Annotated in this window: 24 protein-coding genes, 1 tRNA gene and 1 pseudogene; 16 read left to right on the top strand and 10 right to left on the bottom strand. The window is 66.8% G+C overall.

Features of this window, described 5'->3' with window-relative positions; genetic code table 11:
* Positions 1 to 379 precede the first annotated feature (379 nt).
* Both ACFQE0_RS10805 and ACFQE0_RS10800 read left to right on the top strand, forming a co-directional pair.
* A complete protein-coding gene (locus ACFQE0_RS10805) occupies positions 380 to 856 on the top strand; it encodes a hypothetical protein (RefSeq protein ID WP_378969412.1) in 477 nt (158 codons plus the stop codon).
* A gap of 376 nt (positions 857 to 1,232) precedes the next feature.
* Positions 1,233 to 1,526, top strand: coding sequence for a RidA family protein (locus ACFQE0_RS10800; RefSeq protein WP_378975414.1), 294 nt, complete (start codon positions 1,233 to 1,235; stop codon positions 1,524 to 1,526).
* 108 nt (positions 1,527 to 1,634) lie between these two features.
* Here ACFQE0_RS10800 and ACFQE0_RS10795 read toward each other — a convergent pair whose 3' ends face one another.
* From ACFQE0_RS10795 to ACFQE0_RS10785, 3 genes are all read right to left on the bottom strand, one after another.
* Positions 1,635 to 1,997, bottom strand: a complete 363-nt coding sequence (locus ACFQE0_RS10795) for a hypothetical protein (RefSeq protein WP_378969409.1) — start codon at positions 1,995 to 1,997, stop codon at positions 1,635 to 1,637.
* A gap of 334 nt (positions 1,998 to 2,331) precedes the next feature.
* Complete coding sequence (locus tag ACFQE0_RS10790; protein WP_378969407.1) at positions 2,332 to 3,639, bottom strand: DUF5666 domain-containing protein; 1,308 nt, start codon at positions 3,637 to 3,639, stop codon at positions 2,332 to 2,334.
* On the bottom strand, positions 3,636 to 4,493 hold the full coding sequence (locus ACFQE0_RS10785; protein ID WP_378969405.1) for a DUF6502 family protein: 858 nt from the start codon (positions 4,491 to 4,493) through the stop codon (positions 3,636 to 3,638). Before ACFQE0_RS10785 ends, ACFQE0_RS10790 begins: the two co-directional genes overlap by 4 nt.
* 559 nt (positions 4,494 to 5,052) lie before the next feature.
* Here ACFQE0_RS10785 and ACFQE0_RS10780 point away from each other — a divergent pair.
* From ACFQE0_RS10780 to ACFQE0_RS10770, 3 genes are all read left to right on the top strand, one after another.
* A complete protein-coding gene (locus ACFQE0_RS10780; protein WP_378969402.1) occupies positions 5,053 to 5,178 on the top strand; it encodes a hypothetical protein in 126 nt (41 codons plus the stop codon).
* 113 nt (positions 5,179 to 5,291) lie between these two features.
* A complete protein-coding gene (locus ACFQE0_RS10775; RefSeq protein ID WP_378969400.1) occupies positions 5,292 to 6,026 on the top strand; it encodes an outer membrane protein in 735 nt (244 codons plus the stop codon).
* Between the two features lie 253 nt (positions 6,027 to 6,279).
* Positions 6,280 to 7,389, top strand: a complete 1,110-nt coding sequence (locus tag ACFQE0_RS10770; protein ID WP_378969397.1) for a hypothetical protein — start codon at positions 6,280 to 6,282, stop codon at positions 7,387 to 7,389.
* A 134-nt stretch (positions 7,390 to 7,523) separates the two neighbouring features.
* On the opposite strand, the gene ACFQE0_RS10765 is transcribed toward ACFQE0_RS10770, so the two are convergent.
* Positions 7,524 to 7,600, bottom strand: a tRNA-Met gene (locus tag ACFQE0_RS10765).
* Between the two features lie 93 nt (positions 7,601 to 7,693).
* Positions 7,694 to 9,664 carry an OPT family oligopeptide transporter gene (locus tag ACFQE0_RS10760; RefSeq protein WP_378969395.1) on the bottom strand — a complete coding sequence of 657 codons (1,971 nt, stop codon included), beginning with the start codon at positions 9,662 to 9,664 and terminating at the stop codon, positions 7,694 to 7,696.
* 134 nt (positions 9,665 to 9,798) lie between these two features.
* Here ACFQE0_RS10760 and ACFQE0_RS10755 point away from each other — a divergent pair, with 134 nt between their 5' ends.
* The 5 genes from ACFQE0_RS10755 (at position 9,799) to ACFQE0_RS10735 (ending at position 15,003) form a co-directional block, all read left to right on the top strand.
* Positions 9,799 to 10,134: a hypothetical protein gene (locus ACFQE0_RS10755; protein ID WP_378969393.1), complete on the top strand. Its 336-nt coding sequence runs from the start codon at positions 9,799 to 9,801 to the stop codon at positions 10,132 to 10,134.
* A gap of 33 nt (positions 10,135 to 10,167) precedes the next feature.
* Positions 10,168 to 11,070, top strand: coding sequence for an aldo/keto reductase (locus tag ACFQE0_RS10750; protein WP_378969390.1), 903 nt, complete (start codon positions 10,168 to 10,170; stop codon positions 11,068 to 11,070).
* Positions 11,060 to 11,797, top strand: a complete 738-nt coding sequence (locus ACFQE0_RS10745) for an NADPH-dependent F420 reductase (protein ID WP_378969388.1) — start codon at positions 11,060 to 11,062, stop codon at positions 11,795 to 11,797. The genes ACFQE0_RS10750 and ACFQE0_RS10745 overlap by 11 nt, the downstream gene beginning before the upstream one ends.
* A complete protein-coding gene (locus ACFQE0_RS10740; RefSeq protein WP_378969386.1) occupies positions 11,794 to 13,173 on the top strand; it encodes an NTP/NDP exchange transporter in 1,380 nt (459 codons plus the stop codon). The genes ACFQE0_RS10745 and ACFQE0_RS10740 overlap by 4 nt, the downstream gene beginning before the upstream one ends.
* 1,518 nt (positions 13,174 to 14,691) lie before the next feature.
* Positions 14,692 to 15,003 carry a hypothetical protein gene (locus ACFQE0_RS10735; protein ID WP_378969384.1) on the top strand — a complete coding sequence of 104 codons (312 nt, stop codon included), beginning with the start codon at positions 14,692 to 14,694 and terminating at the stop codon, positions 15,001 to 15,003.
* Positions 15,004 to 15,132: 129 nt separating this feature from the next.
* Here ACFQE0_RS10735 and ACFQE0_RS10730 read toward each other — a convergent pair whose 3' ends face one another.
* Positions 15,133 to 15,405, bottom strand: coding sequence for a DUF6894 family protein (locus ACFQE0_RS10730; RefSeq protein ID WP_116655264.1), 273 nt, complete (start codon positions 15,403 to 15,405; stop codon positions 15,133 to 15,135).
* Positions 15,406 to 15,622: 217 nt separating this feature from the next.
* Between ACFQE0_RS10730 and ACFQE0_RS10725 the strand changes: the two genes are divergently transcribed.
* The 5 genes and pseudogenes from ACFQE0_RS10725 (at position 15,623) to ACFQE0_RS10705 (ending at position 20,268) form a co-directional block, all read left to right on the top strand.
* A complete protein-coding gene (locus tag ACFQE0_RS10725) occupies positions 15,623 to 16,414 on the top strand; it encodes a Crp/Fnr family transcriptional regulator (protein ID WP_116655265.1) in 792 nt (263 codons plus the stop codon).
* A gap of 33 nt (positions 16,415 to 16,447) precedes the next feature.
* Entirely contained in the window at positions 16,448 to 18,685 is a 2,238-nt protein-coding gene (locus ACFQE0_RS10720) for a PAS domain S-box protein (RefSeq protein WP_116655266.1), read from the top strand.
* Positions 18,686 to 18,759: 74 nt separating this feature from the next.
* A complete protein-coding gene (locus ACFQE0_RS10715; protein WP_116655267.1) occupies positions 18,760 to 19,137 on the top strand; it encodes a response regulator in 378 nt (125 codons plus the stop codon).
* Positions 19,138 to 19,281: 144 nt separating this feature from the next.
* A pseudogene (locus ACFQE0_RS10710) lies at positions 19,282 to 19,826 on the top strand (YciE/YciF ferroxidase family protein).
* Positions 19,827 to 20,010: 184 nt separating this feature from the next.
* Positions 20,011 to 20,268 carry a hypothetical protein gene (locus ACFQE0_RS10705; RefSeq protein WP_116655269.1) on the top strand — a complete coding sequence of 86 codons (258 nt, stop codon included), beginning with the start codon at positions 20,011 to 20,013 and terminating at the stop codon, positions 20,266 to 20,268.
* Positions 20,269 to 20,491: 223 nt separating this feature from the next.
* Here ACFQE0_RS10705 and ACFQE0_RS10700 read toward each other — a convergent pair whose 3' ends face one another.
* The 4 genes from ACFQE0_RS10700 to ACFQE0_RS10685 all read right to left on the bottom strand — a co-directional run bounded on the left by ACFQE0_RS10700 (position 20,492) and on the right by ACFQE0_RS10685 (position 22,558).
* Positions 20,492 to 21,064 (bottom strand): alpha/beta hydrolase, encoded by a 573-nt coding sequence (locus tag ACFQE0_RS10700; protein ID WP_378969380.1) that lies wholly within the window; start codon positions 21,062 to 21,064, stop codon positions 20,492 to 20,494.
* A gap of 56 nt (positions 21,065 to 21,120) precedes the next feature.
* Positions 21,121 to 21,411, bottom strand: coding sequence for a hypothetical protein (locus ACFQE0_RS10695; protein ID WP_246730628.1), 291 nt, complete (start codon positions 21,409 to 21,411; stop codon positions 21,121 to 21,123).
* 207 nt (positions 21,412 to 21,618) lie between these two features.
* Positions 21,619 to 22,035, bottom strand: a complete 417-nt coding sequence (locus tag ACFQE0_RS10690) for a hypothetical protein (protein ID WP_116655270.1) — start codon at positions 22,033 to 22,035, stop codon at positions 21,619 to 21,621.
* 67 nt (positions 22,036 to 22,102) lie between these two features.
* Complete coding sequence (locus ACFQE0_RS10685) at positions 22,103 to 22,558, bottom strand: hypothetical protein (RefSeq protein WP_133250858.1); 456 nt, start codon at positions 22,556 to 22,558, stop codon at positions 22,103 to 22,105.
* 153 nt (positions 22,559 to 22,711) lie between these two features.
* Here ACFQE0_RS10685 and ACFQE0_RS10680 point away from each other — a divergent pair, with 153 nt between their 5' ends.
* Positions 22,712 to 23,116, top strand: a complete 405-nt coding sequence (locus tag ACFQE0_RS10680; protein WP_378969378.1) for a CsbD family protein — start codon at positions 22,712 to 22,714, stop codon at positions 23,114 to 23,116.
* Positions 23,117 to 23,481 lie beyond the last annotated feature (365 nt).

Below are 23,481 nucleotides of genomic sequence, written 5' to 3'. Positions count from 1 at the left end.
GGGAGTTCGCATCGGGTTGGGTTAATGGCAGCGGAAAGACCGCTCCGCCCTTCCCGCCTGGCGGATGCGGACAGCACCGTCCGTTGGGCCGATGCCAAGTGAATGTTCAGTTTAGATGAGATTTTGTATTTAATCCCTCTACAGTGGCAACTTGCCGCTGGTGAGCAATATAAGCCTTTTCAGACGAACGAAAGCTTCGGATTACCGTTCTATGGCCGCCGACATAGAAAGGATAAATCTTTTGCGCCTGAAGATGTTTTGTAGCGCGGCAGCGATCGCCGCCTGTGCATTCGCCGCGAGTGCGGCCTCTGCGCAGGAAGGCGGACCCTGCACGGACGATATCGCCAAGCTGAAGAGAGAGCTCGGTACGCAGGTTGGGATGGGCGCGCCCGTCTCCCAGCCCGATGCGGGGCAGCAGAAAGGGCCTAACCCGGGTTCCGCCGGAAAGACCGCCGAAACGACCGGGACAAGTTCGCCCTCCGCCGCCGATGCCGACGGCGGCAAGCGAGGCAACGGCACGACCCGTGAGGGCGGCGGCTCGCCAGGAACGGTCGGCGGCGTGGCCGGGCCCGTAGCCGCCGCAACCGGTAATGCTCAGGCCGATGCCGTTGCAAGCGGACAGGTGGCGACCTCGCCCGCAGACGTCCGGGCGCAGTCCGAGAACAAGCCGACCGCCGCCGCGAAGGCGGCACAGGGCGAGGCTCCGTCAGGCTCCGCCACCCTCTCCACCGAGGACAAGATCTCGCAGGCCAAGGGCGCGCTGCAGCGGGCGACGGACCTCAACGCCAAGGGCGATCAGTCCTGCCGGGACGCGGTCCAAGAGGCCCAGAAGCTGATGCCGCAGCCGTCGCGCTGATCGCGTCAGTCACCCGTCCCCGGACCCGGGGGCGGGATCGGCCAAACCGGCCGGAGGCGTCTCGATATCCCTGGATCACGGATCCGCGGACCACCTTCTCCTCAACCGGCCTCCGACGATGAGTGGCCCTAGGCTTCGGAAACAAGACCATGAAGACGTTCATGAAAATCGTGTCGTACACGGTGGCCGCCGCCGCTCTCTGCACGCTCGTCGTCGTGGCGGTCCAGTCCGCTGGCCTGCTCACCGGTTCATAGGCAGGGGGCGAAGCTTGGCACCCGCGTTCCGACTGTGACGAAGCGCGGGAAGAAAGATCTCGAGCTTTTCAGCACGGGTGGAGAACAATGCCCGGATGAGCAAGATCGTCGAAGCCTAGGGGCTGGTCGATCTCTGCGGCCAGGCCTCCGGCGGGACGGACATCGCCGACATCACGGGACAGACCCGCGAGGTGCTGTCACGGATCGATCGGCTCCTCGGCGAAGCCGACTCTTCCCGCGCCCACATCCTGACGGCGACGATTTATCTCCGCGACATGGCGGAGTTCGACGCGATGAACGCCGCCTGGCAGGCCTGGATGCCGGAGGGCAGCGCTCCCGCCCGGACCACCGTGGAGGCCAAGCTCGCCACGCCGAGTTTGCTCGTCGAGATCACGGTGACGGCGCTCAGGGCATAAAGGCCTTGGCGCACCCCAGCACTCGTGGCAAGGACCGCGGACAGCCAGCGTCTTCGCTTTCGAAACCAAAAATGAAGGTCCAGCCGTCGCTTGAAAAAGGACCTTGGCTCAGCTGCGAAAGTCAATCAAAAGCGCGGAATTGCTAGCGCTGTACTGGCTCGATCCCGTTGCCCCGTAAGCTGCGTTCTTCGATTGAGACGCTTGCAATTGCTGCATGAAGGCAGAGAGCAAGTCGCTGCTGCTCGTGCTCGACGTCGAGGAGCTGCCGTCGGAAGAGGTGCCGTCAGGCGATCCACCGGGCGGCGGACCAGGAGGCGGGCCGTCGATATCGGACATTCCGCTCGCCGAACCCGAAGCCTCGGTGCTTCTGCCGCCGCTGGCGAAGAGGTTCTTGAGTTCGTTGGCCTGATCGCTCGTGAGGGCTCCACTGTCGACCTGATCCGAGATCAGGCTGTCGATGCGGTCCTTCATGGAGCCGGGATCGAGGCGGGAACTGGCCGAGGCTGTCGAGTCCGGGCCTGCACTCGACGAAAGACTCGTGTCGATCGCATCGAGCGCACTCGTCAGGGCCGTCGCATCCGTGCTGCTGAGGGCGCCGGACGAGAGTTCGCCCTTGATCGTCGATGACATCCGCTCACGCCCGCCTCCGTGAGGAGGCGGAGGACGCTGCACGGAGATCTGAGAAGTCGATGACGTGGACACGCTGCTCATCGGTTGCCTCGTCTTAGGAGAACCAGAGCGACTCGCACGCGCTCCGTGGGCAATTTGCCCACGGAATTTTTAAGATCGCGTTACGCACGCGGCATCACCGCGGTCTTGGACCGCCTGGGCCACCCGCACCGCCTGGACCGCCCGGTCCCGCGGGGCCTCCGAGGCCGCCCCCGCCAAAGCCCGGAGGACTGCCAGGAGCACCCATCCGCGATCCGCTTCCGAAGCCCCCCTGGCCCCCGTACTCGCCCGGATCGCGGAAGACCCCGCCCGAGCCATTCTCCGGCGTGGGAACAGGCTCGATCGAGAGCGACCGCAGATCGGTGCCGGGCGCGTCGCCTGGTCGGCGCCCGGATGGGGTCGGCGATCGGTCGGGCAGACCTCGGAGATCGAGCTGATCGCGCTCGCGCTCGAAGCGGGGTGAGTCGGACGTCGCGGGCATCGTGCGCTCAACAACCTGCAAGCGCTCCACCGCAATGCGGCCGTTCTCTGAGATGCTGGCCGTCATGACGGCGCGGACGCTTCCCGTGCGCGGGATCGCTGGTGACGGACGCCCCGTGACCGCGAAGCCCGAGCCGAGGCTGAGACCCGCCCCCGCGCGACCGACATACGCCTCGATCGAGACCTGCTGCAGGCCCTGCGGAAACGGGGATCCGGTGAGGGCAGCCTTCGTCACCCGGAGGGCGCCGCCGACAGCCTCGCCGACGACGACGGCGCGCTGGCCGGGGGCGAGGCCGTTGACGCCCTCCAGGCGAAGGCCGCCGATGCGTAGCGTCCCCGCCGCATCCCGGATGACCGGACCCGCGACCCTGTCCGGGCCGGAGGTGCGGGGCTCGATCAAGCTCGCATGGATCACACCATCGGTCGTGCGCAGACCGCTGACCGCGACACGGGTGCCGATGGCCCAGGACGCAGGAAGATCGCCGGTCATCACCCGCTGGCCGAGGACGACGAGACGCCCTGGCGAGGCCGCCTCCACCGGGCCGACCACTTCGCTCGTCACCGCGATGCGGCGCGTCGCGAGGCCGCCCTGGTCAGGCCGGGCGATGACCTGCACGACCTGGCCGATCTTCAAATCCGTCGTTGCGGCGGGCGCGTCATCGATCAGCACAGCCGCGTCCGCCGGATAGGCGATGCGCAGGCCATTGACGATGATCGATCCGAAGCCGCGGATCGTGCCGATGACGCCTGTCCCGCCGAGGCCGCGATCGCCCTCCCCCAAAGGTGGCTCGCCGAGCGGCCCGCCGCGCGGCGGTTCCGTTCGCATCATGCCGGTACCGCCGATCCCCTGATCGACAGGATTCGCCTGAGCGCTGGCGAGGCGGGGCAGCATCGCGCATCCCGAGAGCCACGCCGTACCGGCCAGTAGCCCCAGGATCCGCCGCCGGTCGGGCGCCCGGTTCACGGCTTGCCTCCCTCGGCCTCGGAAGGCTGAGCCGACCCCGATTGTTCGGTGTAGACGTACACGCCGAAGTTCCAGCGGCATGGCCCGCCGGAATCGGTCTGGCAGGCAGCGTGCGCTTCCCGATTGGCCTGCTGCAGGGCCTCCATCGCGAGTTCGCGGGCCCGCGCTTCGAGCCGCGCGGCGAGTTCGGGCGACAACCCGTCGTAATGCGCCGCCCGCTCCAGAAACCGTGGTTTGTCGGCCATCACGTTGGCGGTCGCGGCAGCGATGTGGTCATGCAGGTTTCGGCCGAAGTAATAGGCCTGCGCCTCGGCATTCCCGTCGGCGCGAGGCACGTAGGCCGTTTCAGCGAGCACGATGCGGCCCTCGGAATCGATGAAGGCGAGGCCCCGATCCAGCCACTCGTCAAGGACGGCGCGGGGGCGCAGATCGCGCGTCACGGTCGCCACCAGAGCCTCGAAGGAAGGCGCACCGCCTTCGGCACTCCGTGGAAGGGGTAGCGGTGTCTTGTCCGGCCCCGTGAAAGCTGGATCGGCCAGCCAGCGGGCAATGATCCGGCTGGTCCGCGAGACCGAGGCCGGAACCGTGCTCACCGGAGCCCCGGAACCGCGCAGGCGCCGTACCTCCTTGCGATGGATCCCGGTCAGCAACGACACCCGGCTGTCCGTCTGCTCCTTGCCAGGCAGGGCGAAATCGTACTCGGCGACGTTCACGTACAATTCGCGTAGCAGATCCGCGATCGTCGGAAAGGTGACACCCCGGGCGACCAGCAGGCGCACCAGAGGGCGAAGCAGCCGCGCCAGGGGGCCGTGCAGGCTCGCGCCCTGCGGGGGAGTGTCTGGGGTCTCCGACATTCATCTCCCATGCGCCAGCTCATCGTGGGAAACAATCCCACAAAGTGTGGTGGCACACCCTTTCCTGATCTTTTCTCGATTGACGTGGCATATCCATCCCCATACCAATCCGTGGGCAAATTTCCCACGCAATGGGGCTAAACGTGATGCCTGCGAACGACCGAACTCTGGTGCCGCCAGCCGCACTGCCGCCGATGCGCTTGCAAGGAGCACCGGCCCGTCGCTCCGGGGGGCGGGCCTTCCTGCCTCAGGTGGGCCGCGTCTTCTATGCCCTCACCGCGTTCGCTCTGCCGAGCCTCGGCTTCGCTCTGTCGAACGGCCTTCCCGGGGGCGATGTCGCAAGAAGCAACGCACGTTTTATCGCGCCGCTCGCCCTCGGAGAGACGCCACCCGCCGAGCGCACGGGGAAAGCCCCGCGACAGACGCCACGTTACCGGCTGTCATCGATCCGCATGCCGTGACGACCGCCATGATCACCTATTGGAATGGCGCATGGCCCATGTGCGAGCGCGACACTCCCACGGCGTCTGACCGGCTAGGGTCCGAGCGCCACAGGACCGTGCAATCGCCGATCGCGCTACGCCTGAGCGAACCCAACAAATGGTCAGGCGACATCATCCTCGATCTGGCCCTCTGCCTGATCCTGGCCGCGACGATCATCGCGGTGCTGATGCAGGCCCTTTAGACGACGCACCGATCAAGGGCGGTCGCAGCAAGGCCTCCTTTTCACCCTCCGACATTCGATCAGTCGAAGGGTCTCTCGCGCGACGATGCGCGCCACAACACGAGAAGCTCACGATGACATCCTTCGTCTCGACGTCGCTGCTCACCGCAGCGACCCTCTTCGCGTGCGCCGCGCAGGCGGCGGATCTCCCGCGGGTTGCTCCGCCACCGATGCCGCCGAGCCTGCCGATCTTCACTTGGACGGGCTTCTATGCGGGCGTGAACGCCGGCTACGCCACCGGTACGGGCCGTTCGGGGTTCACCGATCCGACCTACGGCCAAGTCACCGGCGGCGGCCGATCCGGCGGCTTCGCCGGCGGTGGCCAGATCGGCTACAATTATCAGTTCACGCCCGGTTCCGGTTTCGTCGTGGGTATGGAGGCCGATATTCAGGGTCTCGCTGCCGCCAAGGCCGATGCAGCTTATCTGGGCGGTGTGCCCTTTTATAACGTGAGGCCGAGCCTCGATTACTTCGGCACGGTGCGAGGCCGCGTCGGCTATACGTTCGACCGGGTCTTGATCTACGGCACTGGCGGCTTCGCCTTCGGCGGAGGCTCGCGAGCATCCGCAGCGGCGGCCTATCCCTACACGCTGCCAGACACGACGCGGACAGGCTACGCTGTGGGTGGCGGTGTGGAATACGCCTTCACGGAGAAGCTCTCGGCCAAGGTCGAGGCTCTTTACGTCCGGCTCGGCCGCGGTGTCGCGGCGGCAACCTACTTCAACGCGAACACAGCCGCCTACTACGGCACGGGACGCGAAGATGCCGGCTTTGCCGTTGTTAGAGCCGGCGTAAATTACCGCTTCTGAGCGTGGCCGGGCGCGTTAACGCGCGCCCTCCCGAAGCTGGTGAGCAATGCGCGCATCCCCAGCCACGGGATGCCAGCATTACTCGCAGCCCAATGAGCTCGCCCCTCCAGAGACTAATCTCTGACAGTGCCAAATATTGTCACGCGAAAAACGCGCGCTCTTCAATATCTCTCAAACCTCCTCTGCCTGATATCGAAATAGTTTCGATATCAGGCAGCATATTACCTCAAGTTAGCATATTGGCAGTGATTATATGCGCCGAGCCATTGTCATCGTTGGAATGTCACGCGCAGAGACAGGAATCTTTTTTCCAAATCGCATTATCGCAGATGAGGCATCGGTGAAGTCGGATGATTGCCTTTCGTCATCAACCATCACGCCGCCATGTGAATTAACTTTATCCGAAAGCTGCTTACGCGTCGAATGGATTCCCGAAGGACCTCTTCAATCCACTAGTGACATGACTTTCCGGCGCCTCACCGACCTGTTGGCACGCTCGAAGGCCAAGAACTTGATCATCTTCGCCGACGATTTTGGAAGCACACGACATGACATCTGCTTCCCAGACATGATGAGCGATTTGTTCGCTCGTTTTGACTTTACGATGGACGTCGCGCTCGTCGTCAGGCCGCAGGTCGAACAACTCGAAACGGCTTATCTGGAGCGAACCTACGAAATTGCTGAATCGCGGACCTTCCAGAATTTCGTTCGTCGGTATGGCTTTTCCGAGCGCTACGATCATATCGCTTTACTGAGTACGTGGCGGCGCGCCGCAAAAAATCGCATTGTTGTTGCGCCGTACCGAGACTGTGGGTCCCATGACCCAATCATGGACCGTCTTGTTCAGGCTCTCGATCTCAAGGATCAGGCGATCCACTTATTGTCTCCCCGACACGGCTGTCACGAGACGGCCCAGAGCCCAGGCCCCATGGCTGTGGAGGCTTCCCGTCGCCTGCACGCACTTGGGCTCCATCGACGGATCTCCGGACATCCAAGGCGAATCGGACAAATCATCAATGATTTAGCTCGGGCGCGCGAGCTCGATACTCAAAAATTTAGCGGCAACGCACGTGATACATTCGCGACGATCGAAGCCTATCACGGTAAAGCGAATGAATGGCTTGCAGCCACTTATTGGGGAAGCTCATGGGACACAAGCGTTGCTCGTGCACCCCGTAAACGTCCCAATGAGTTGGCGGATCAGTTCGTAGAATCCGATGCTGAAGAGGCAATCGAACGAATCGTTCTTTGGGTGCTGGCGCACACCAAGTTCCAACCCCCTCCCCACTGGTTGAGACAGATTGACTCTCTAGTAGAGCGTGGGATCGAGTCGATTGGCGAACTTTTGGGGCGCCCGATCTGAATCTGCTTCTTCGTAGGGAGCAGACAGACAGCATCGGAACAATGATCTCACGAGGATCACCGTCCCGGAAAAGCGAAAGCCCCGAAATCTGTTTCGGGGCTTGCAGCTGAATCTCGTTCTTCGTTCGATGTGAATGGTAGCGAGGGAGGGATTTGAACCCCCGACACAAGGATTATGATTCCTCTGCTCTAACCAGCTGAGCTACCCCGCCCCACAGCGCCGCCGGCCCCTTGGGGCGGCGTCGACGGGCGGGGTATAGGGAGAGCATGCGCTTTGTGTCAACGGGGCGCGTCGCGGTTCTTGCTCAATTCGTGTGGGGCCGCATCAGCGCCGAGGCGATGGCGCCGAGGCCCAGGGCAAAGACGGCGAGGCCGAGCCACAGGGCGGTGCTGCCCCCCATCGCGCTGGCCAAGGACAGCGAGCCCGTCCGGCCGGTGGCCGCGTCGATCGCCGCGAGACCGACGCCGACGAAACTCTCGCCCACCAGCAGGCCCGAAGCGATCAGGACGCCCCGGCGGCGGGACGGTTCGAGGGCCGAAGGATCGCGCCGCCGCAAGGCACGCTCGCAAAGGAAACCCAGCAATCCGCCGAGCCCGATCGTCATCTCCACCGACAGGGGCAGGTACATGCCGATCCCCACCGTCAGGGCGGGGAAGCTGAAACCCCGGCGCTTCAACCGCACTTCGAGCCAAACCGCCGCGAGGCCGATCAGCCCCCCGAGCAGCAGCATCGGCCAAGGCAAAGTCGCGTGGACGATGCCTTGCGTGATTTGCGTGACGAGCGCCGCCTGGGGCACCGCCAAGGCCTCGCGGGGGTCCATGTCCGGGCGCGGCAGAGCGCCGACGAAGCCGTAGGCGGAATAGAGCAGCGACAGCAGCGGCACGATCACCAGGGAGCCCACCGCCACGCCGAGCAGCAGCACCGCCTGTTGCCGCCAGGGCGTCGCGTCGACGAGTTGGCCGGTCTTGAGATCCTGAAGGTTGTCGTTGGCGATGGACGAGGCGGTGACGACCACCGAGGCGGCCAGCAGCACCGCCGCCATGCCGAAGCGTTGCAGGTCCGGCGAAGCCGTTGTGCCAAGAACCAGGGGCACCGCGATGGCGCCGACCATCGCGGCGAGGATGCCGATGCCGGAGATCGGGCTCGTGGATGAGCCGAGCAATCCCGCGAGATAGCCGCACACGGCCGCCATCGCCGCGCCGAAGACGAGGCAGAACAGCACGCAGGCCGCCGTGACTCCCACCGCCGCCACGCCGCCGAGCCCGGCCTCGACGCTGAAACGCAGGAACAGGCCAGCGAGAGGAACGCTCAGCGCCAGCGCGCCGAGCCCCACCCAGAGGATCGGCAGGTCGCGCTCCTGCCGGGGCAGATCCCGTGCCGGGCGGCCTGCCGCGGAGGCCGCGGCCTTGATGCTCGCGAGGATCGGCCGGGCCAGGGCCGCCACCGTCCAGAAGCCGCCGACCGCGATGATCCCGGCCCCGACGAGGCGCACCTGACCGGACCAGACTGCCTGGGCCGCCTCTCCCGGATTGCTCCCGGCGGACGATCCGAAGGCGGTCAGGAGCGGCACGAGGAAGCCCCAGGCGATGACCACGCCGGTGAGCAGGGCGAGGCAGGCGCCGATGCCGACGAGATAGCCGACCCCGATCAGGGCGAGGGAGAACCCGCTCCCGATGCTGAAGGCCGCTCCACCCACCGAGAAGGCCGTAAGCACGCCGTCGGCCAGCACCCGCAGCCCGTTGGTGAGGAAGGCGACGATACCCGACCCTGCGGCAGCGGCGAGCAGGGTCGACAGCCCGCCTCTGCCCTCCTCCGTATGCCCGGCACGCAGCACCTCGGCGGCGGCGATGCCTTCCGGGTAAGGCAGGTTGCTGCCGGTCACGAGGGCGCGCCGCAGGGGGATGGAGAAGGCGACGCCGAGCCAGCCGCCGACGAGGCAGACGAGGCTCGTCTCCCAGAACGGAAAGCCGTGCCACGTTCCGATGAGCACGAGGCCGGGCAAGACGAGAATGACGTTGCACAGGGTGCCGGCCGCCGAGGCCTGCGTCTGCACGATGTTGTTTTCGAGGATACCGCCGCCCACGAAGCGCAGCGCCCCCATCGACAGCAGCGCCGCCGGGATCGAGGACGAGAACGTCATGCCCGTCTTCAGACCCATGTAGACGTTGGCCGCCATGAACGCGACGGTGATGACGGCGCCGAGCGCGAGCCCCCGCAGGGTGATTTCCCGTCCGTGCCGTCCCGCCGTGTCGGCGACCGTGTTCCTGGCGTCCATGGAACCCCGTCCATTCCCTTGCGCGCAAGACACCACGTCCGAACGGCCCCGACAACGTGTTGGCCTTCGGGAGAGGCCTCCCCTATCTGAGCCCCGATCGGGACGGGCGATCGCGGGGAGCGGATCGGGACACAATGAAGCAACTCGAGGCCATTATCGCCTGGACGCCGGCCCGGTGGGCCGACCTTCGGCCGGACACCGCCGGGCAGGTCGTGGTGCTGCCGTTCTCCGAGGGCGACGCTGCCAAACGCTTCGCCATGCGGGCCGGAGCCAGTTCTTCGGCGCTGGCCAAGCTCACCGAGGAAGAGCGCATCGCCCGGCTGTTCATCGACTTCCAGACCCTGGTCGTCCGCGACGGGATCGATGTGCAGGCCGCGCACCGGGCCTTCCTCGCCATCGACGAGTACCGCTTTCGCATTGCCCCCGACACGGAGGGCGCCGAGTTCGAGGACCCGCCCGAGGAAGACTGACACGGCCCCCTCATCGCCAGAAGGACGAGCCCGATGACCCTGTCCCGCCGCGCCCTCCTCGCCGCCGCCGCCCTCGCGCCGGTCGCGCAGCGGGCCATGGCCGACGCCCCCCTGATCAGGCGGCCGATCCCCTCCTCCGGTGAGACCCTTCCGGCCATCGGCATCGGCACGTCGCGCCGCTACGAGGTCGCACCCGTACCGGAGCAGGTGAAGCCGTTGCGCGAGGCGATCGAGACCTTCGTGAAGCGCGGCGGCTCGGTGATCGACACGGCCCCGAGCTACGGCACCGCCGAGGACGTGCTCGGCATGATCCTGTCCGAGGGCGATCTTCGCCGGAACGTTTTCCTGGCGACGAAGGTCGACACGCGCGGGAGCGAAGAGACCAAGGCGCAAGTCGCCCGCTCCCTCCAGCGTCTGCGCACGGATCGCCTGGACCTCGTGGCGGTCCACAACCTGATCGACACGGCCAACAACCTCACCGTCCTGCGCGGCCTGAAGGAGCAGAAGACGCTCCGCTATGTCGGCGTCACCGTCTGGCGGGACAACCAGTTCGACGGGCTCGAGCCGGTGATGCGCGCCGAGAAGCTCGATTTCGTGCAGGTGAACTACGCCATCGACAACCGCGCCGCCGCCGAGCGAGTCCTTCCGCTCGCGGCCGAGAAGGGCATCGCGGTGATGGTCAATGTGCCCTTCGGGCGCGACCGACTGTTCAAGGCGGTGCAGGGCAAGGAGGTGCCGGGGTTCGCCAAGGAGTTCGGCTGTGCGACCTGGCCTCAGTTCTTCCTGAAATACGTCCTCGGCCACCCGGCCGTGACCTGCCCGATCCCTGGCATGGCGAAGGCGGCCTATGTCGAGGACAACCTCGGCGCCGCCCACGATCCGCTGCCCGATGCCGGGCAACGCAAGCAGATGGAGGCTTTCATCGATGCGCTTTGATCAGCTCACGCGCCGCGCGGCGCTTGCATTCGCCGTTCTTTCCTTGGCGGCGTCCCTCACATTCGCGCAGGACAAGGCCGCCAAGATCCGGATCGGCGTGATCGGCGGCGGCAATATCGGCGGCACGATCGGCGGGCTGTGGGTGAAGGACGGGCACGAGGTGATGTTCGCTTCGCGCCATCCCGAGCAGTTGAAGCCGCTCGTTGATGAACTCGGCCCCAAGGCCAAGGCGGGCACGCCCGAGGAGGCGATCAAGTTCGGCGACGCCGTGTTCCTGGCGGTGCCGTACAAGGCCTATCCGGACCTGTCGAAGGAGGTCGGCCCGCTCCTGAAGGGCAAGGTCGTGCTCGATGCGGGCAACGCCACGCAGAAGCGCGACGGCGAGCTCTACGACGAGGTGCAGAAGAACGGCCTCGGGATCACCTCCGCGAAGTACTTCCCCGGCGCCAAGCTGGTGCGGGCGTTCAGCACGGCCAACTACAAGGTCTTCGCGAAGGAAGGCGCCAATGGCGGCAAGGATCGCGCAGGCGGTCGCATGGCGATTCCGATCGCGGGTGACGACCCGGAGGCGCTCAAGGTCGCCGAGGGGCTGGTGCGCGATGCCGGGTTCGATCCTGTCGTGATCGGCGGGTTGAAGGACGCCGACAAGGTCGCCATCGGCGCACCCGGCTTCGGGCACAACGTCACCGCGCCGGAACTGCGTGAGAAGCTCGGGATGGCCAAGTGAATGACCGACTGAGTGGCGGCGAGGCGGTCGCGCCCCGGCGCGGGCCCCTCGCGCGGCTCATCGACATCCGGCCGGGCGAAGGCCCGGCTCTGGCCTGGTCCTGGGCCTATATCTTCTCGATCCTCGCGGCCTACTACGTCCTTCGGCCGATCCGCGACCAGATGGGCGTGGCGGGGGGCATCGAGAACCTGCCCTGGCTGTTCACCGCCACCCTCATCGGGATGCTGGCGCTGAACGTGCCCTTCGCATGGCTGGTGAAGCGCCTGCCACGGGCGCGGTTCGTGCCGCTGACCTACCGGTTCTTCGCCCTGAACATCCTGTGCTTCGCTGCCGCGCTCTATCTGGCGCCGCCGGAATGGGACGTTTGGATCGGCCGGGTCTTCTATGTCTGGCTGTCGATCTTCAACCTGTTCGTCGTCTCGATCTTCTGGGCGACCATCGTCGACGTCTTCACCAACGAGCAGGGGCGGCGGCTCTTCGGCTTCATCGCAGCCGGGGCGACGCTCGGCGCCATCGCCGGGTCCGCGACCACGGCGGGGCTCGCCAAGAACGTGCCCACCTGGGGGCTGATGCTCTGCGCCGTGGTGCTGCTGGAAGCGGCGGTGTTCTCGATGCGCGGCCTCGCCCGGCTGGCGCGGCAGCTTCACGAGATGCCCGGCTCGACCGAGACCGGCGAGGCGCGGGATTCCGCCATCGGGGGCAGCATCTGGTCCGGCATCACGCGGACCTTGGCCTCGCCCTATCTCCTGAACATCTGCCTGTTCCTGCTGCTGTTTTCGATCACCTCGACGTACCTGTATTTCGAGCAGGCCGGCATCGCGAAGCGCAGCTTCCCCGACCGGCAATCGCAGACCGCATTCTTCGCGAGCGTCGACCTCGCGGTGAACGTGCTGACGCTCGGCGTGCAACTGTTCCTGACGGGGCGGATCGTCGGTCGGATCGGCGTGGCGGCGACGCTGGCGCTGCTCCCCGCCTTCAGCATCCTCGGATTCGCGGCCCTGGCCTTCGCCCCGACCATCGCGGTGATCGTGGCGTTTCAGGTGCTGCGCCGGGCGGGCAACTTCGCCATCGCCCGGCCGATCCGCGAAGTGCTGTTCACGGTGGTCCCGCGCGAGGACCGCTACAAGGCCAAGAGCTTCATCGACACGGTGGTCTACCGCCTGGGCGATCAGGCGGGCGCGTGGTCCTTCACCGGCATCGGCGCCCTGGGGCTCGGAACGGCCGGCGTGTCGGGTGTGGCCGTTCCGCTCTCGATCCTGTGGTTCTTCAACAGCCTGTGGCTCGGCCGGGAGCAGGAACGACGGCGGGCTGAGGAGATGGCATCGGAGGGCACTACGCCCTCCCCTCTCCCCGTCTTGCGGGGAGAGGCCCGCTGACACCTCGTCCTGTCAGCGGGGAGCGAGAGGCGAAGCCGAAGCGGAGGTGAGGGGGCCAACCGAAGGAGCCTCGTTCGGCGCGACCCCTCAGCTCCGGCTGCCGCCTTGCTTCGGCGACGACAAGGTCGCCGAAGCCCTCTCCCCGCATGCGGGGAGAGGGGATGCTGTCATTTCTCGGCAAAGCTTGTCCTGGTTTGAGGTATCCCCCCAGGGAGTGCTCTCAAATGAGTTTGACTTAAAGCACACGGAACTCTGTCCTTACAGGTCCGTGCTTACAGAGAAGTTTGACCTTGTTGGCGAACGGCCCCTCACGTCCGCTCAGCTTTGCGTTTCCGCGTTCTCGACCGACTGCGGCTTCCGCGATGGCTCGGAGGATAACAGATTGCCCTCGTCTCATCGTCACGCCGGCACAGTTTTTCGGATTGAGGCGGCTGCACCACAGTCTGGTTCGGGAAAAGAGTCTGCGCAGCACAGTCCGCAGCAGAACCGACAACCCGCCTTGGCGCAAGCTAACGTGAGAATTTGTCTCGATTTCTCTTACTCCCGGAGGGGCGGTCTCATTAAAGTTTATCTCGATCTGCAGGGAACGTATTCCGCCTCGCTCCCTAGACCCGTCATGCCCAAGCGTGAATGCCTGTTCCAACCCTTGGAAACAGAGGCCGGCATCAAACCCGATGCCGGCCCGATCATGGTGTCGATGGGTCCAGACCGCATCCTTATCGTGATCTGCGGACCGGGCCATGCCCTTCGGGTTGCCGTACTTTCTTTTCGGATCAGCCGCGAGGACACCACCGGCCCCCAACGCCGGGGGCTGCCATCCGGTCGAGCGCCCTGATCGGTCAGGCCCGCGAAGGCGCCTTGGCGGTCGGCTCGGCTGGCTTCGCCGAACCGTCGCTGCGGTCCTCACGTGGTCGGATCGTCCGCTCCATGATGATCTGGACGGCGGCCCGGCTCGCACGAGGAAGCCGCCTCGGGACGAGGCGAGCCGGACGGCTGGGACAGCCGAGGCAGACTATCAGGAAAGCCTGTCCCGATTTGAGGCCCTGCCAATGGTACGCACTCAAGAGAGCTTGTCCCGATTGTCAGGGAAGCCTGTCCTCACGCCCCGGGATGTGCTTGAAGCCGGTGGCCTCCGCAGAGGGGCGCCCGTGACCGCGCGCCCCTCTGCGAGCATGATGATCCCCGTGGCGGGCGTGAGCCAGGACCGTTGGCCGGGACGAAACCTTTTCGGTTTCGCGGCCTGATCGGGCATCCACTCACGGGAATTGCCGCGCGCAGGAATGCTCTCCGCTTTCGACGGGCAGGGCGCCGCCCACGTCGGACGGGGTCTGCGGAGAGCTGGGAGCGTTTGCGAGGCGGTCGTCGAGCTCCCTGCCTTCTTCCTTCATCGAGGTCATGAAATCAGGGACCGCAGGTCGAAACACCGGTCCGGGGCGGGTCCAGCCCCGACACCGTCGGTCGTCGAGGCCGTTTCAGCTCGCCGCGCTCAGGTCTGCGGCGGTGATCGCATGGCGACGCGTGACGATCAAGCCACAGGCGATCCGGTCCGGCCTCATCTGGAGGTCGTTCGTGAACAAGAGAAGGGAAGTCCCGCTCACGCGGGCGGAGATTATCGCCATCATCCGTGCCGGGCAGGCGAGCTTTGCGGAGATACCGCATGCATGCACGGAGGCGATGCTAGGAGAGAGGGTGGCGAGCCTAACGATGAAGTCCGTCAGGCACCGTCCTTTTGAAGCGAGCCCGGTACAAGAGACGACGCGGCCGCGCGAGCTGCCGCTGTTCGACTGGGTAGTCGACCCGGTCGCAGTCTATCGAGGGCGGGCGGAGTGAAGCCCTGAACACCTCGGTGCGAGGGGCATCGGAACGCCGGCGTCCTTAGCCACGGTTGGCCGCCCGCAAGCTGCCGCGACTATCGAAAACGCGCGAGGCGACCATGGCTGCGTCCGGCCGACGGCGCCCTCAGCCATTGCGGCCGTCGATGGCTCGTAGATCGGGCTCGGGGTGGCACTCCGCGTCCAGGTTCAGGCGCACGGTGCATCGCTCGCTGCCCATCTCGTCGCGGACGAAGGCCACGAAGGTGCGCTTGCCGTCGCTCGGCGGGCCTTCGCGGCCGATGTCGGGCAAGGCGGCGATGGCAGCGTCACGCGCTTCACGCAGGCTATCGTATTCCTGGCCTTCCACATCCTCCAGCCAAACCGGGCCGTCCTGGAAGTCTAGGAAATAACGGGGCATCGGACTACGCGGGCTCCGTGACGCAAGCGGTTTCGAACCTAGAAACCCCTCGCTCGCCCAAAGTTGCATATGTTGGATTTCGCGCACGCGCCGGTTGGGCAAGCCTGCAGAATGCGCCGCCCTTGCCCGGGTATGAGCACTTGTGACCAGACAGCGGTGCAAGCGTTGCGATAACGCTTGCACGCAAGCCGATCTGGACCGAACTGCCGCTACCCACATGCTACCCGACGTCGACGCACTGCTCAGCGGCAACCTGCTCCTCAGCGCACTGCGCCTGCCCGATCAGGCGCTCTTGAAACCGCATCTGGAACTGAAAGCGTACGGACGCGGCGAGGCGCTGTTCGAGGCCGGTGAGGACGTCGGCCACATCGCGTTCCCGCTTGGGCAGTGCGTGGCCGCCCTGGTCATCGGCCTGCAGGATGGACGCGCGGTAGAGACAGCCACGGTCGGCCATGAGGGTGCCATCGGTGGCGTGGTCAGCCAAGGCTCGCTGCCGGCGTTCAGCCGTGCCGTCGTGCAGATCCCCGGTTCGGTCCTACGCATCGAGGCGGCGGTGCTGCAGAAGATCAAGCAGACCTCGCCCGGCCTGCGCAACCTAATCACCCGCTACTCCGACTGCCTGCTCGCCCAGGTGCTGCAATCCGTGGCCTGCAACGCCAGCCATACCATCGAGGCGCGTTGCGCACGATGGCTTCTTGGCCTTCAGGACCGGCTGGGCGGCAACGTCCTGCCGATCACCCACGAGGTGCTGGCCGAGCTCCTGGGCGTGCAGCGCTCCTATCTGTCGCGCGCGCTGAGGACGCTGCAGCAGCAGGGACTGATCCAGGTCCGGCGCGGGCGCATCATCATCGTGAGTCGCCCGGCCGTGGAGGCGTCGGCATGCGAGTGCCACGGGGCAGTCAAACGGCACTTCGAGGCCGTGCTGGGGGCCGTCTACAGCGCCGGCGGCACGCTAATATCGCTCCGCCCGCTGCCGTCCGACGGTAAACCGCTGTGCCAGGCTGTTTGAACGAGAGGGATTTCGCTTGAAGGTCCGGTAGCCGTGCCCTGGTCCGACGATCCCCTCAACAACGTCCCGAAGCAAAGCTTCGAAGATGCCGCGCGCCTGGCCGCCGAACTGTGCCGGACGGCGCAGGCGGTCATCTGCCTGCACGATGCCGGAATCCCTCAGGTGCACGCCTCCTACACCGTCGCGGAGGCGAGCCGACGGCTCCCGCCGGTCGCGTGTGCCGAGGTGCCTGTGCCGGAACGGCTGCTCGTCGTGCCCGACCTGCGGCTGGACCCGGCGTATCGCGACGGCCCGCTGGCTCGCGCCGAAGCCGGTACGCGATTTTACGCGGCCGTTCCGTTGAAGACTGCGCAGGGCGAAGTCCTGGGCACCCTCTGCCTGCTCGACCCAGCGCCGCGGCCGGAAGGCCTGACCGAGGCGCAGGGAGAGTGCCTCTGTGGCTTGGGCCGCCAGGTCGTGACGCTCCTTGAGCTCCGGCGAGCCGGGCAGCGGTACCGCGACCAGAAACTGCTGCAGGAACGCATCCTCGGCAGCGCGACCGACTACGCCATCATCGCGATGGACCGGAACGGCCATGTGACGCGCTGGAACGCCGGAGCCGAACGCGTCCTCGGCTGGCGGGAGGACGAGATCCTGGGCGACCCAGCCCATGTGATCTTCACGCCGGAAGACCGCATGGCAGGGCGGCCCGAGACGGAGATGGCGCTGGCCCTTCGTGACGGCAGCGCCCCCGACGAGCGCTGGCACCTGCGCAAGGGCGGGGAGCGGTTCTGGGCCAACGGCGAGATGATGCCGCTGAGGGACGAGCGCGGCACGACGCAGGGCTTCCTCAAGATCGTGCGCGACCGTACCAAGCAGCGGGCGGACGACGCGACGCTGCACAAGGTTCAGGACCAACTGCACCTGGCGGTCGCGGCCACCGACATCGGCATCTTCGACTACGACCTGGCTACGGGCGACCTAGGCTGGGACGCCCGCGTGTGCGCCCTGTTCGGGCTGCCGCCGGACGCGGAGGTTGGCTACGAGGTGTTCCTGGCCGGCCTGCATCCCGGCGACCGGGACTGGGTCGACCAAGCGGTCAAGGCCACCCTCGATCCCGCAGGTGACGGCACCTACGATATCGCGTACCGCACCATCGGCTTGACCGACGGCGTGGAGCGCTGGATCTCGGCCAAGGGACAGGCCTTCTTCGAGCAGGGACGGCCCGTACGCTTCATCGGCACGGTCCGCGACATCACCGAGAGCCGGCAGGCCGAGCAGACGCTGCGGGAGACCGAGGAGCGCTACCGTCTGGCGGCTCGCGCGACCAACGACGCGATCTGGGACTGGAACCTGCACACCGACCACATCCGCTGGAACGATGCGGTGCGGACGCTGTTCGGCTACGCGCCCGAGGAGGTCGGCCCGAGCGGCAAATGGTGGACCTCGCGCATCCATCCGGACGACCGTGAACGCATCAAGACCAGCATCCACGCAGCCATCGACGGGGCGACCGAGAACTGGACCGAGGAGTATCGCTTCCTGCGGGCCGACGGCTCCCATGCGGACATCCTCGACCGCGGCTACGTCCTGCGTGACGAGGGTGGCAAGGCGGTGCGGATGATCGGCGCCATGCTCGACATCACGGAGCGCAAGAAGGCCGAGAAGCACCAGCGCCTGCTCACCGCCGAGTTGCAGCACCGGGTCAAGAACACGCTGGCGATGGTCCAGGCGATTGCCAGCCAGACCTTGCGCGGCGCCACGGACATCGACGAGGCGCGCGAGGCGTTCTCCGCGCGCCTGATCTCGCTCGGGAGGGCGCACGACATCCTGACCCAGGCGAGCTGGACCGCCGCGCCGATAGTCGACGTGGTTGAGGGCGCCCTCAGCGTCCACCGGCAGGCGGACGCGTCCCGGATCCGGGTGAACGGACCCAACGTGCTGCTGGGTGCCAAGCCGGCCTTGTCCCTGGCGCTGGCGCTGCACGAGCTCGCCACCAACGCTGCCAAGTATGGGGCGCTCTCGACCGCAAATGGCGCGGTCGACCTGCGCTGGCACGTCGTGCACGAGGGCGAGCAGCCGCGGTTCTGCCTGACTTGGACCGAGCAGGGCGGGCCGCCGATCCTGAGCCAACCCACCCGTCGGGGGTTCGGCTCGCGGCTGATCGAGCGCAGCTTCGCGTCCGAGGTCGGCGGCGAGGTAAGGCTGACATACGCGCCGACGGGTCTCGTATGCCGTTTGGAGGCGCCACTCGCCTCAATGCAGGAGCCGCGCGAGGCCGTCGCGGCCTAGTGGCGGCATCCTGCGCCGGCATGTCGTGCCCACCAGCGCTGAAACCATCCGCCCGCCTCCGCGATTGGACTAACATGGATCAGACCACCCCGCCGCCCGCCGTCGCCCTGGTCGCCGAGGATGAGTTCCTCCTTCGCATGGAGGCCGCGGACACGCTGAGCGATGCTGGGTTCACGGTGCTGGAGGTGGCGAGCGCCGACGACGCGCTGCGCTTCCTGGAAGACAAGGATGGCGTCGACTTGCTGTTCACCGACGTGAACATGCCTGGTCGCCTCGATGGCTTTGGTTTGGCCCGTGAGGTTGCCCTACGCTGGCCAGGGATCACCATCATCGTCTGCTCAGGCGCAGCCAAGCCCTCACCCGGCGACCTGCCCGCCAAGGCTCGGTTCATAGACAAGCCGTACTCGCCCGCCCTGGTTCACGAGGTCGTTCGCGAGCTGCGCGCGGGCTGAGCGGTGCGTACGGTTCCCGAAACTTTGCAGCTTTCCCCAAGATAAAGCTTGGACCCAGCCATACGGAACAACGTTCCTCTGAGGCTGGCCCCGGTGAGACCACTCCCGCGGCCGGGATATTCGACAACAGGGAGATGGGATCAGATGGCCACCAAGCAGAAAACCTTGCAGGACGCGTTCTACGCGACCCTCAAGGACGTGTACTACGCGGAGAAGCAATCCGTACGCGCGCTGAAGAAGTCTGCCAAGGCGGCCGAGCACGAGGAGCTGCGCCAAGCGTTCGAGACCCACGCTGAGGAGAGTGCCAACCAAGTTGAGCGCCTGCAGCAGGTGTTCGAGATCATCGGCAAGCCGGCCCGCGCCAAGACCTGCGAGGCGATGCAGGGATTGACCTCGGAGATGGAGGAGGACCTGGAGGACTTCGGTGGCACGCCGGCCGCGGATGCCGTGCTGGCAGGCTGCGCGCAGGCGGTCGAGCACTACGAGATCGCCCGCTACGGCACGCTGAAGACCTGGGCGTACCAACTCGGCTACGAGGATGCCGCCAAGCTGCTCGATGAGACCCTGCAAGAGGAGAAGAAGACCGATCGCTCCTCTCGCAGATTGCCGAGCGCATCAACGTCGTGAGCCCAGGGGAAGAGGCTGAGGAAGGCCCCGCCAAGGGCAAGAGCGGCCGCAAGACCGCCTGAATCAAACCAAATCGTCTGCCGAACTTGGGTGGGCGCCTCTCGCCGTCCTCTCCCCTGCGGGTGGCGTTGCTCAATGCGGTGCGCACGTAGCACAATCCGCTCCCGAGCAAGGGGCATTCGTCTCCATCTTGTCCAGAGACATGGCATTGCCATCTGCTGCACTTCACTCAAACGCGGATGACGGATGCGGCGCCAGCTCCGACGGCTGATGTACCAGACCATGAACGACATCCTCGAACTTGAGGATTACGCGCGTGACATGTCCGGGGCGGCCTACTGGTGCGAACGGGATGGCCAGCACGTCCTCGCCGACGAGATGCGGTGCGTGGGCCGGGAGTACCGCGTCCGCGGCTTGGAGATGCGCGCTACGCTCGCTCTTCTCGAACACATGTTAGCTCAGCCCGATAATACGGAGGCCTCAGGACCCAGCGCTGCCGGCTGAGCGGAATCGATCTGCTGGCGTGGCGCGTTCCTAACCCAAATCCCTTGAGGTCGAAGTTGCCGCCCCCGTGATACGGCTTGAGGGTGTTGTCCGTACGATGCCTGTGCCGGTTGATGCTCCTTTACGAATGAAGGTCACCGGTTGAGCCGGTTTGCAGGCTCGATGAGTAGCGCCACGTCCGAGCATCCACCCTAGCCATTCTTCGGCAACCCCGCCTGGCAGTTCAGCGCACGAAACCCTGCCTGGCCGGCCATGCGCGGCATAGGTTCGGCCGATCCGTCGTCGGGGTCCCCTGTCGGCCCATGCCGAAGCCGTGACCGCCCGTCCCGAACCGATGCACCTCAACCGGCACACCTTGAGCCCGGCAGCTCGCTTCGAGCAGGCTCGCGTTCTCGGGGCTTACGGTCGCGTCGTCCCCGGCCTGCACGATGAACATCGGCGGGTCGCCCGCGCGCACTTGGCTATCCACCGACAAAGCATCGCGCGTCTCACGGGTCGCGTGATCGCCCACCTCGGCACGGGCGGTCGCAGTCCGATCCGAGGGTGCGTCCAGGGTCGCGACAGGGTAAGCCAGCACTACGCAATCGGGGCGGGCCGACTGGTCGTCGATGGCGTCGACAGCGGCGTACGAGCGGGTCTCGCCGCGAACCGCGACCATCCCGAGGACGTAGCCCCCCGCCGAGAAGCCGAGCACGCCGACGCGCCTTGGATCGAGGCGGTAGCGGCCGCCGCGGCGCGCACTGTCCGCATGGCCCGTTGACCGTCTTGCAACGGCGCCGGAGTGTGATCGCGCCATCCCTCCCGCGGGAGGCGGTAGGTCAGCACGAATGCCGTGACGCCCAGATCCGTCAGTCAGCGCGCCGCCGGGTAGGCCTCCGAGGCTTGGCTGATGCCCGACAGGCCACCGCCCGCCGCGACCAGCATCGCGGTGCCGTTCGGCCGGGCCGGTACGAACGTTTCCAGGAAGGATGCGGCGACGTTCGTGATCACCCCGTCCCTCTCGTGGAGCGGTCCCGTCGGGCCACCGCCGCCGGGCGGGGTTCCTGGCCAGAGCCGGAGGCGTTCGGGCACGGGCTCGGCGCGGGAGGTAACGGCGATGGTAGTCGCAGCGGCGGCGAGGAGCGTACGGCGGTCAAGCGGCATGACACTTCCTGACAGAAGTCCCTGCCAAGCAAATCCCATGTCGGAGCGGACGCTGGGCGCCGGGCACCTCGCCATCGATCCTACGTCAGATTCGGTCCATTCCGCTCAGCCGGGAATGACGCCTACACCGTCGTTCGGCCGCACGGGCGCGCGCGAGGCTTGCAGCGCGCGGCCGCGACGCGGGGGTCGGTCGGAGGATCCGAACGACTACTTCGTGATCTTCACCGAGACGGGGTCGCTGCCCGGGAAAGTCTCTTCGAGCGCCTCGTCGAGTTTTTCCTCAAGACGGTCCGGATGGTCGCCGGGCGACGCCCCGTCCACGGACATGTGCATCGCCTCGTCGGAGAGGATGCGGAGCCGCCGTCGCTCACCGCCCTGCCGCACGACCTCGTAGGCGAGGAAGGCGAAACCCGCACCGATGAGGAGCACGGGAAGCGGGTTCGCCCGCACCGTCGCGGCCAGGTGCTCCGTCGTCGCGGTGATGCCGTCCGGGTTGCGGATCCCGATCAGGTCGTCGGCCAGGCTCGACCGATTGAAGCGGGCCGAGAGGTCGGCGAGCGTGGTCTCCAGCCTGCCCCGGGCCGCCTCGACATCGTACTCCAACGCGTCTGCCGACTTGCTCATCCGTTCACGCGCTCGGTGATGACTGCTTCGCCAGCCAGCCTCGCAACGCTTCGCCGGGCGGGTTCGCTCACGGACGGCCCCCGATGTCCGGGACGGGCAGGACGTCGACAGGGACCACCGCGTGCGGCCGCGGGACCGGCCGAAGCGCGGAAGCCTTGAGGAAGCGGAGGAGCGCGATGCCGGCCAACGCCGCGGCGGCCAGGGCGACACCGGGCCTGCGTCGGACGGCAGCCTCGACCTCGTCGTAGAGCTCGCCGACCGTGCGACGTCCGATATCCCCGGAGAGCTCCTCGACGCCCTCCGCCGCGTTGTCGAAGAACGCCTTCAGGCGCGGCGCATCGGTGAAGACCGCGCCCGCCTCGTGGATGCCCGCAGCGACGTCCGACACCGCCCCAACCGCGTCCTGCTTCCGGTTCGCGGCGTAGCGCTGGACCTGCTCTCGGATGGCCCCGGCGAGGCCGACGCCCGGCGCCGGTTCGTGCTCCAAGGCAGCGGCCGCAGGGTCCCCAGAGTGGTCCGGCATGAGTGAGGCTCCTCCACGCGAGCGGACGGCAGGCCCGTCGGAAACGGCAAGCCGCCGAGTGGGTTCCGCAATCCGACGCCCGAGCCGCGGTGGTCCGAACGGGCCTCTGCCGCGTTAAGCCGCCGAAGGCGCATCGCGCCAATGGAGGAAGCCATGGACGAGAAGCGTGTGACCGGCGAGGTCAGGAAAGTGGCGGGCCAGGTCGAGGGCGCCGTAGGCGACCTGACCGGCGACAGGCAGACCAAGGCGGAGGGGCAGGCGACCGAGCTGCGCGGCACCGTCGAGAACCTGGCCGGGCAGGCCAAGGACGTGGCAAGCGACCTCGCGGGCCAGGCGAGCCAGGCCGCCGGACAGGCGGGCGACATCGCGCGCGAGGCCCTGCGGACCGGCCGCGAGAGGCTGCCGGGCAGTGACGAGGTCTATCGGCGCGGCAGCGAAGCCTACCGACGCGGCAACGAGGCCGTCCGGGGCCACGTGGGCGAGACACCGCTGGTCGCGCTTCTGGCAGCGCTCGGCGTGGGATACCTGCTCAGCCTGTTCATCCACGGGCGGGACTGAGACTTAGGGGCGGCCATCGCTCGCCAGGCTCATGCTTCAGGCGTGCCGCCGACGGGGCCCGGAGTGCCCGACGCTTCGGGCACCCGTAGCCGCGCGAACCGCCGAGCCGGGCTGAAGCATGCGGATATGGCGTAACGGCTGCCGTGCATCGCCGATGGGTGGCTCTTCCACTCATCGGCGCGTCAGTGCAAGGAGCGCACGGCCGCCGCTTGTCGCGACCGGTCGGCAAGTGACCCGAAGCCGGCGCCCCTCGCGACCGTGACCCAGGTCCCGCACGCGGCCATCACGTCGCGAAGGATGGCCACGCTCTCCTCGACCTCGGCCAGGGTCCCAAGCTTACGCGTCGGAAGACCTTGCCGGAGGCG

It is taken from the genome of Methylobacterium komagatae, assembly GCF_042661665.1.
Lineage (GTDB): Bacteria > Pseudomonadota > Alphaproteobacteria > Rhizobiales > Beijerinckiaceae > Methylobacterium > Methylobacterium komagatae.
This window is presented reverse-complemented; position numbering and strand designations above follow the sequence as displayed.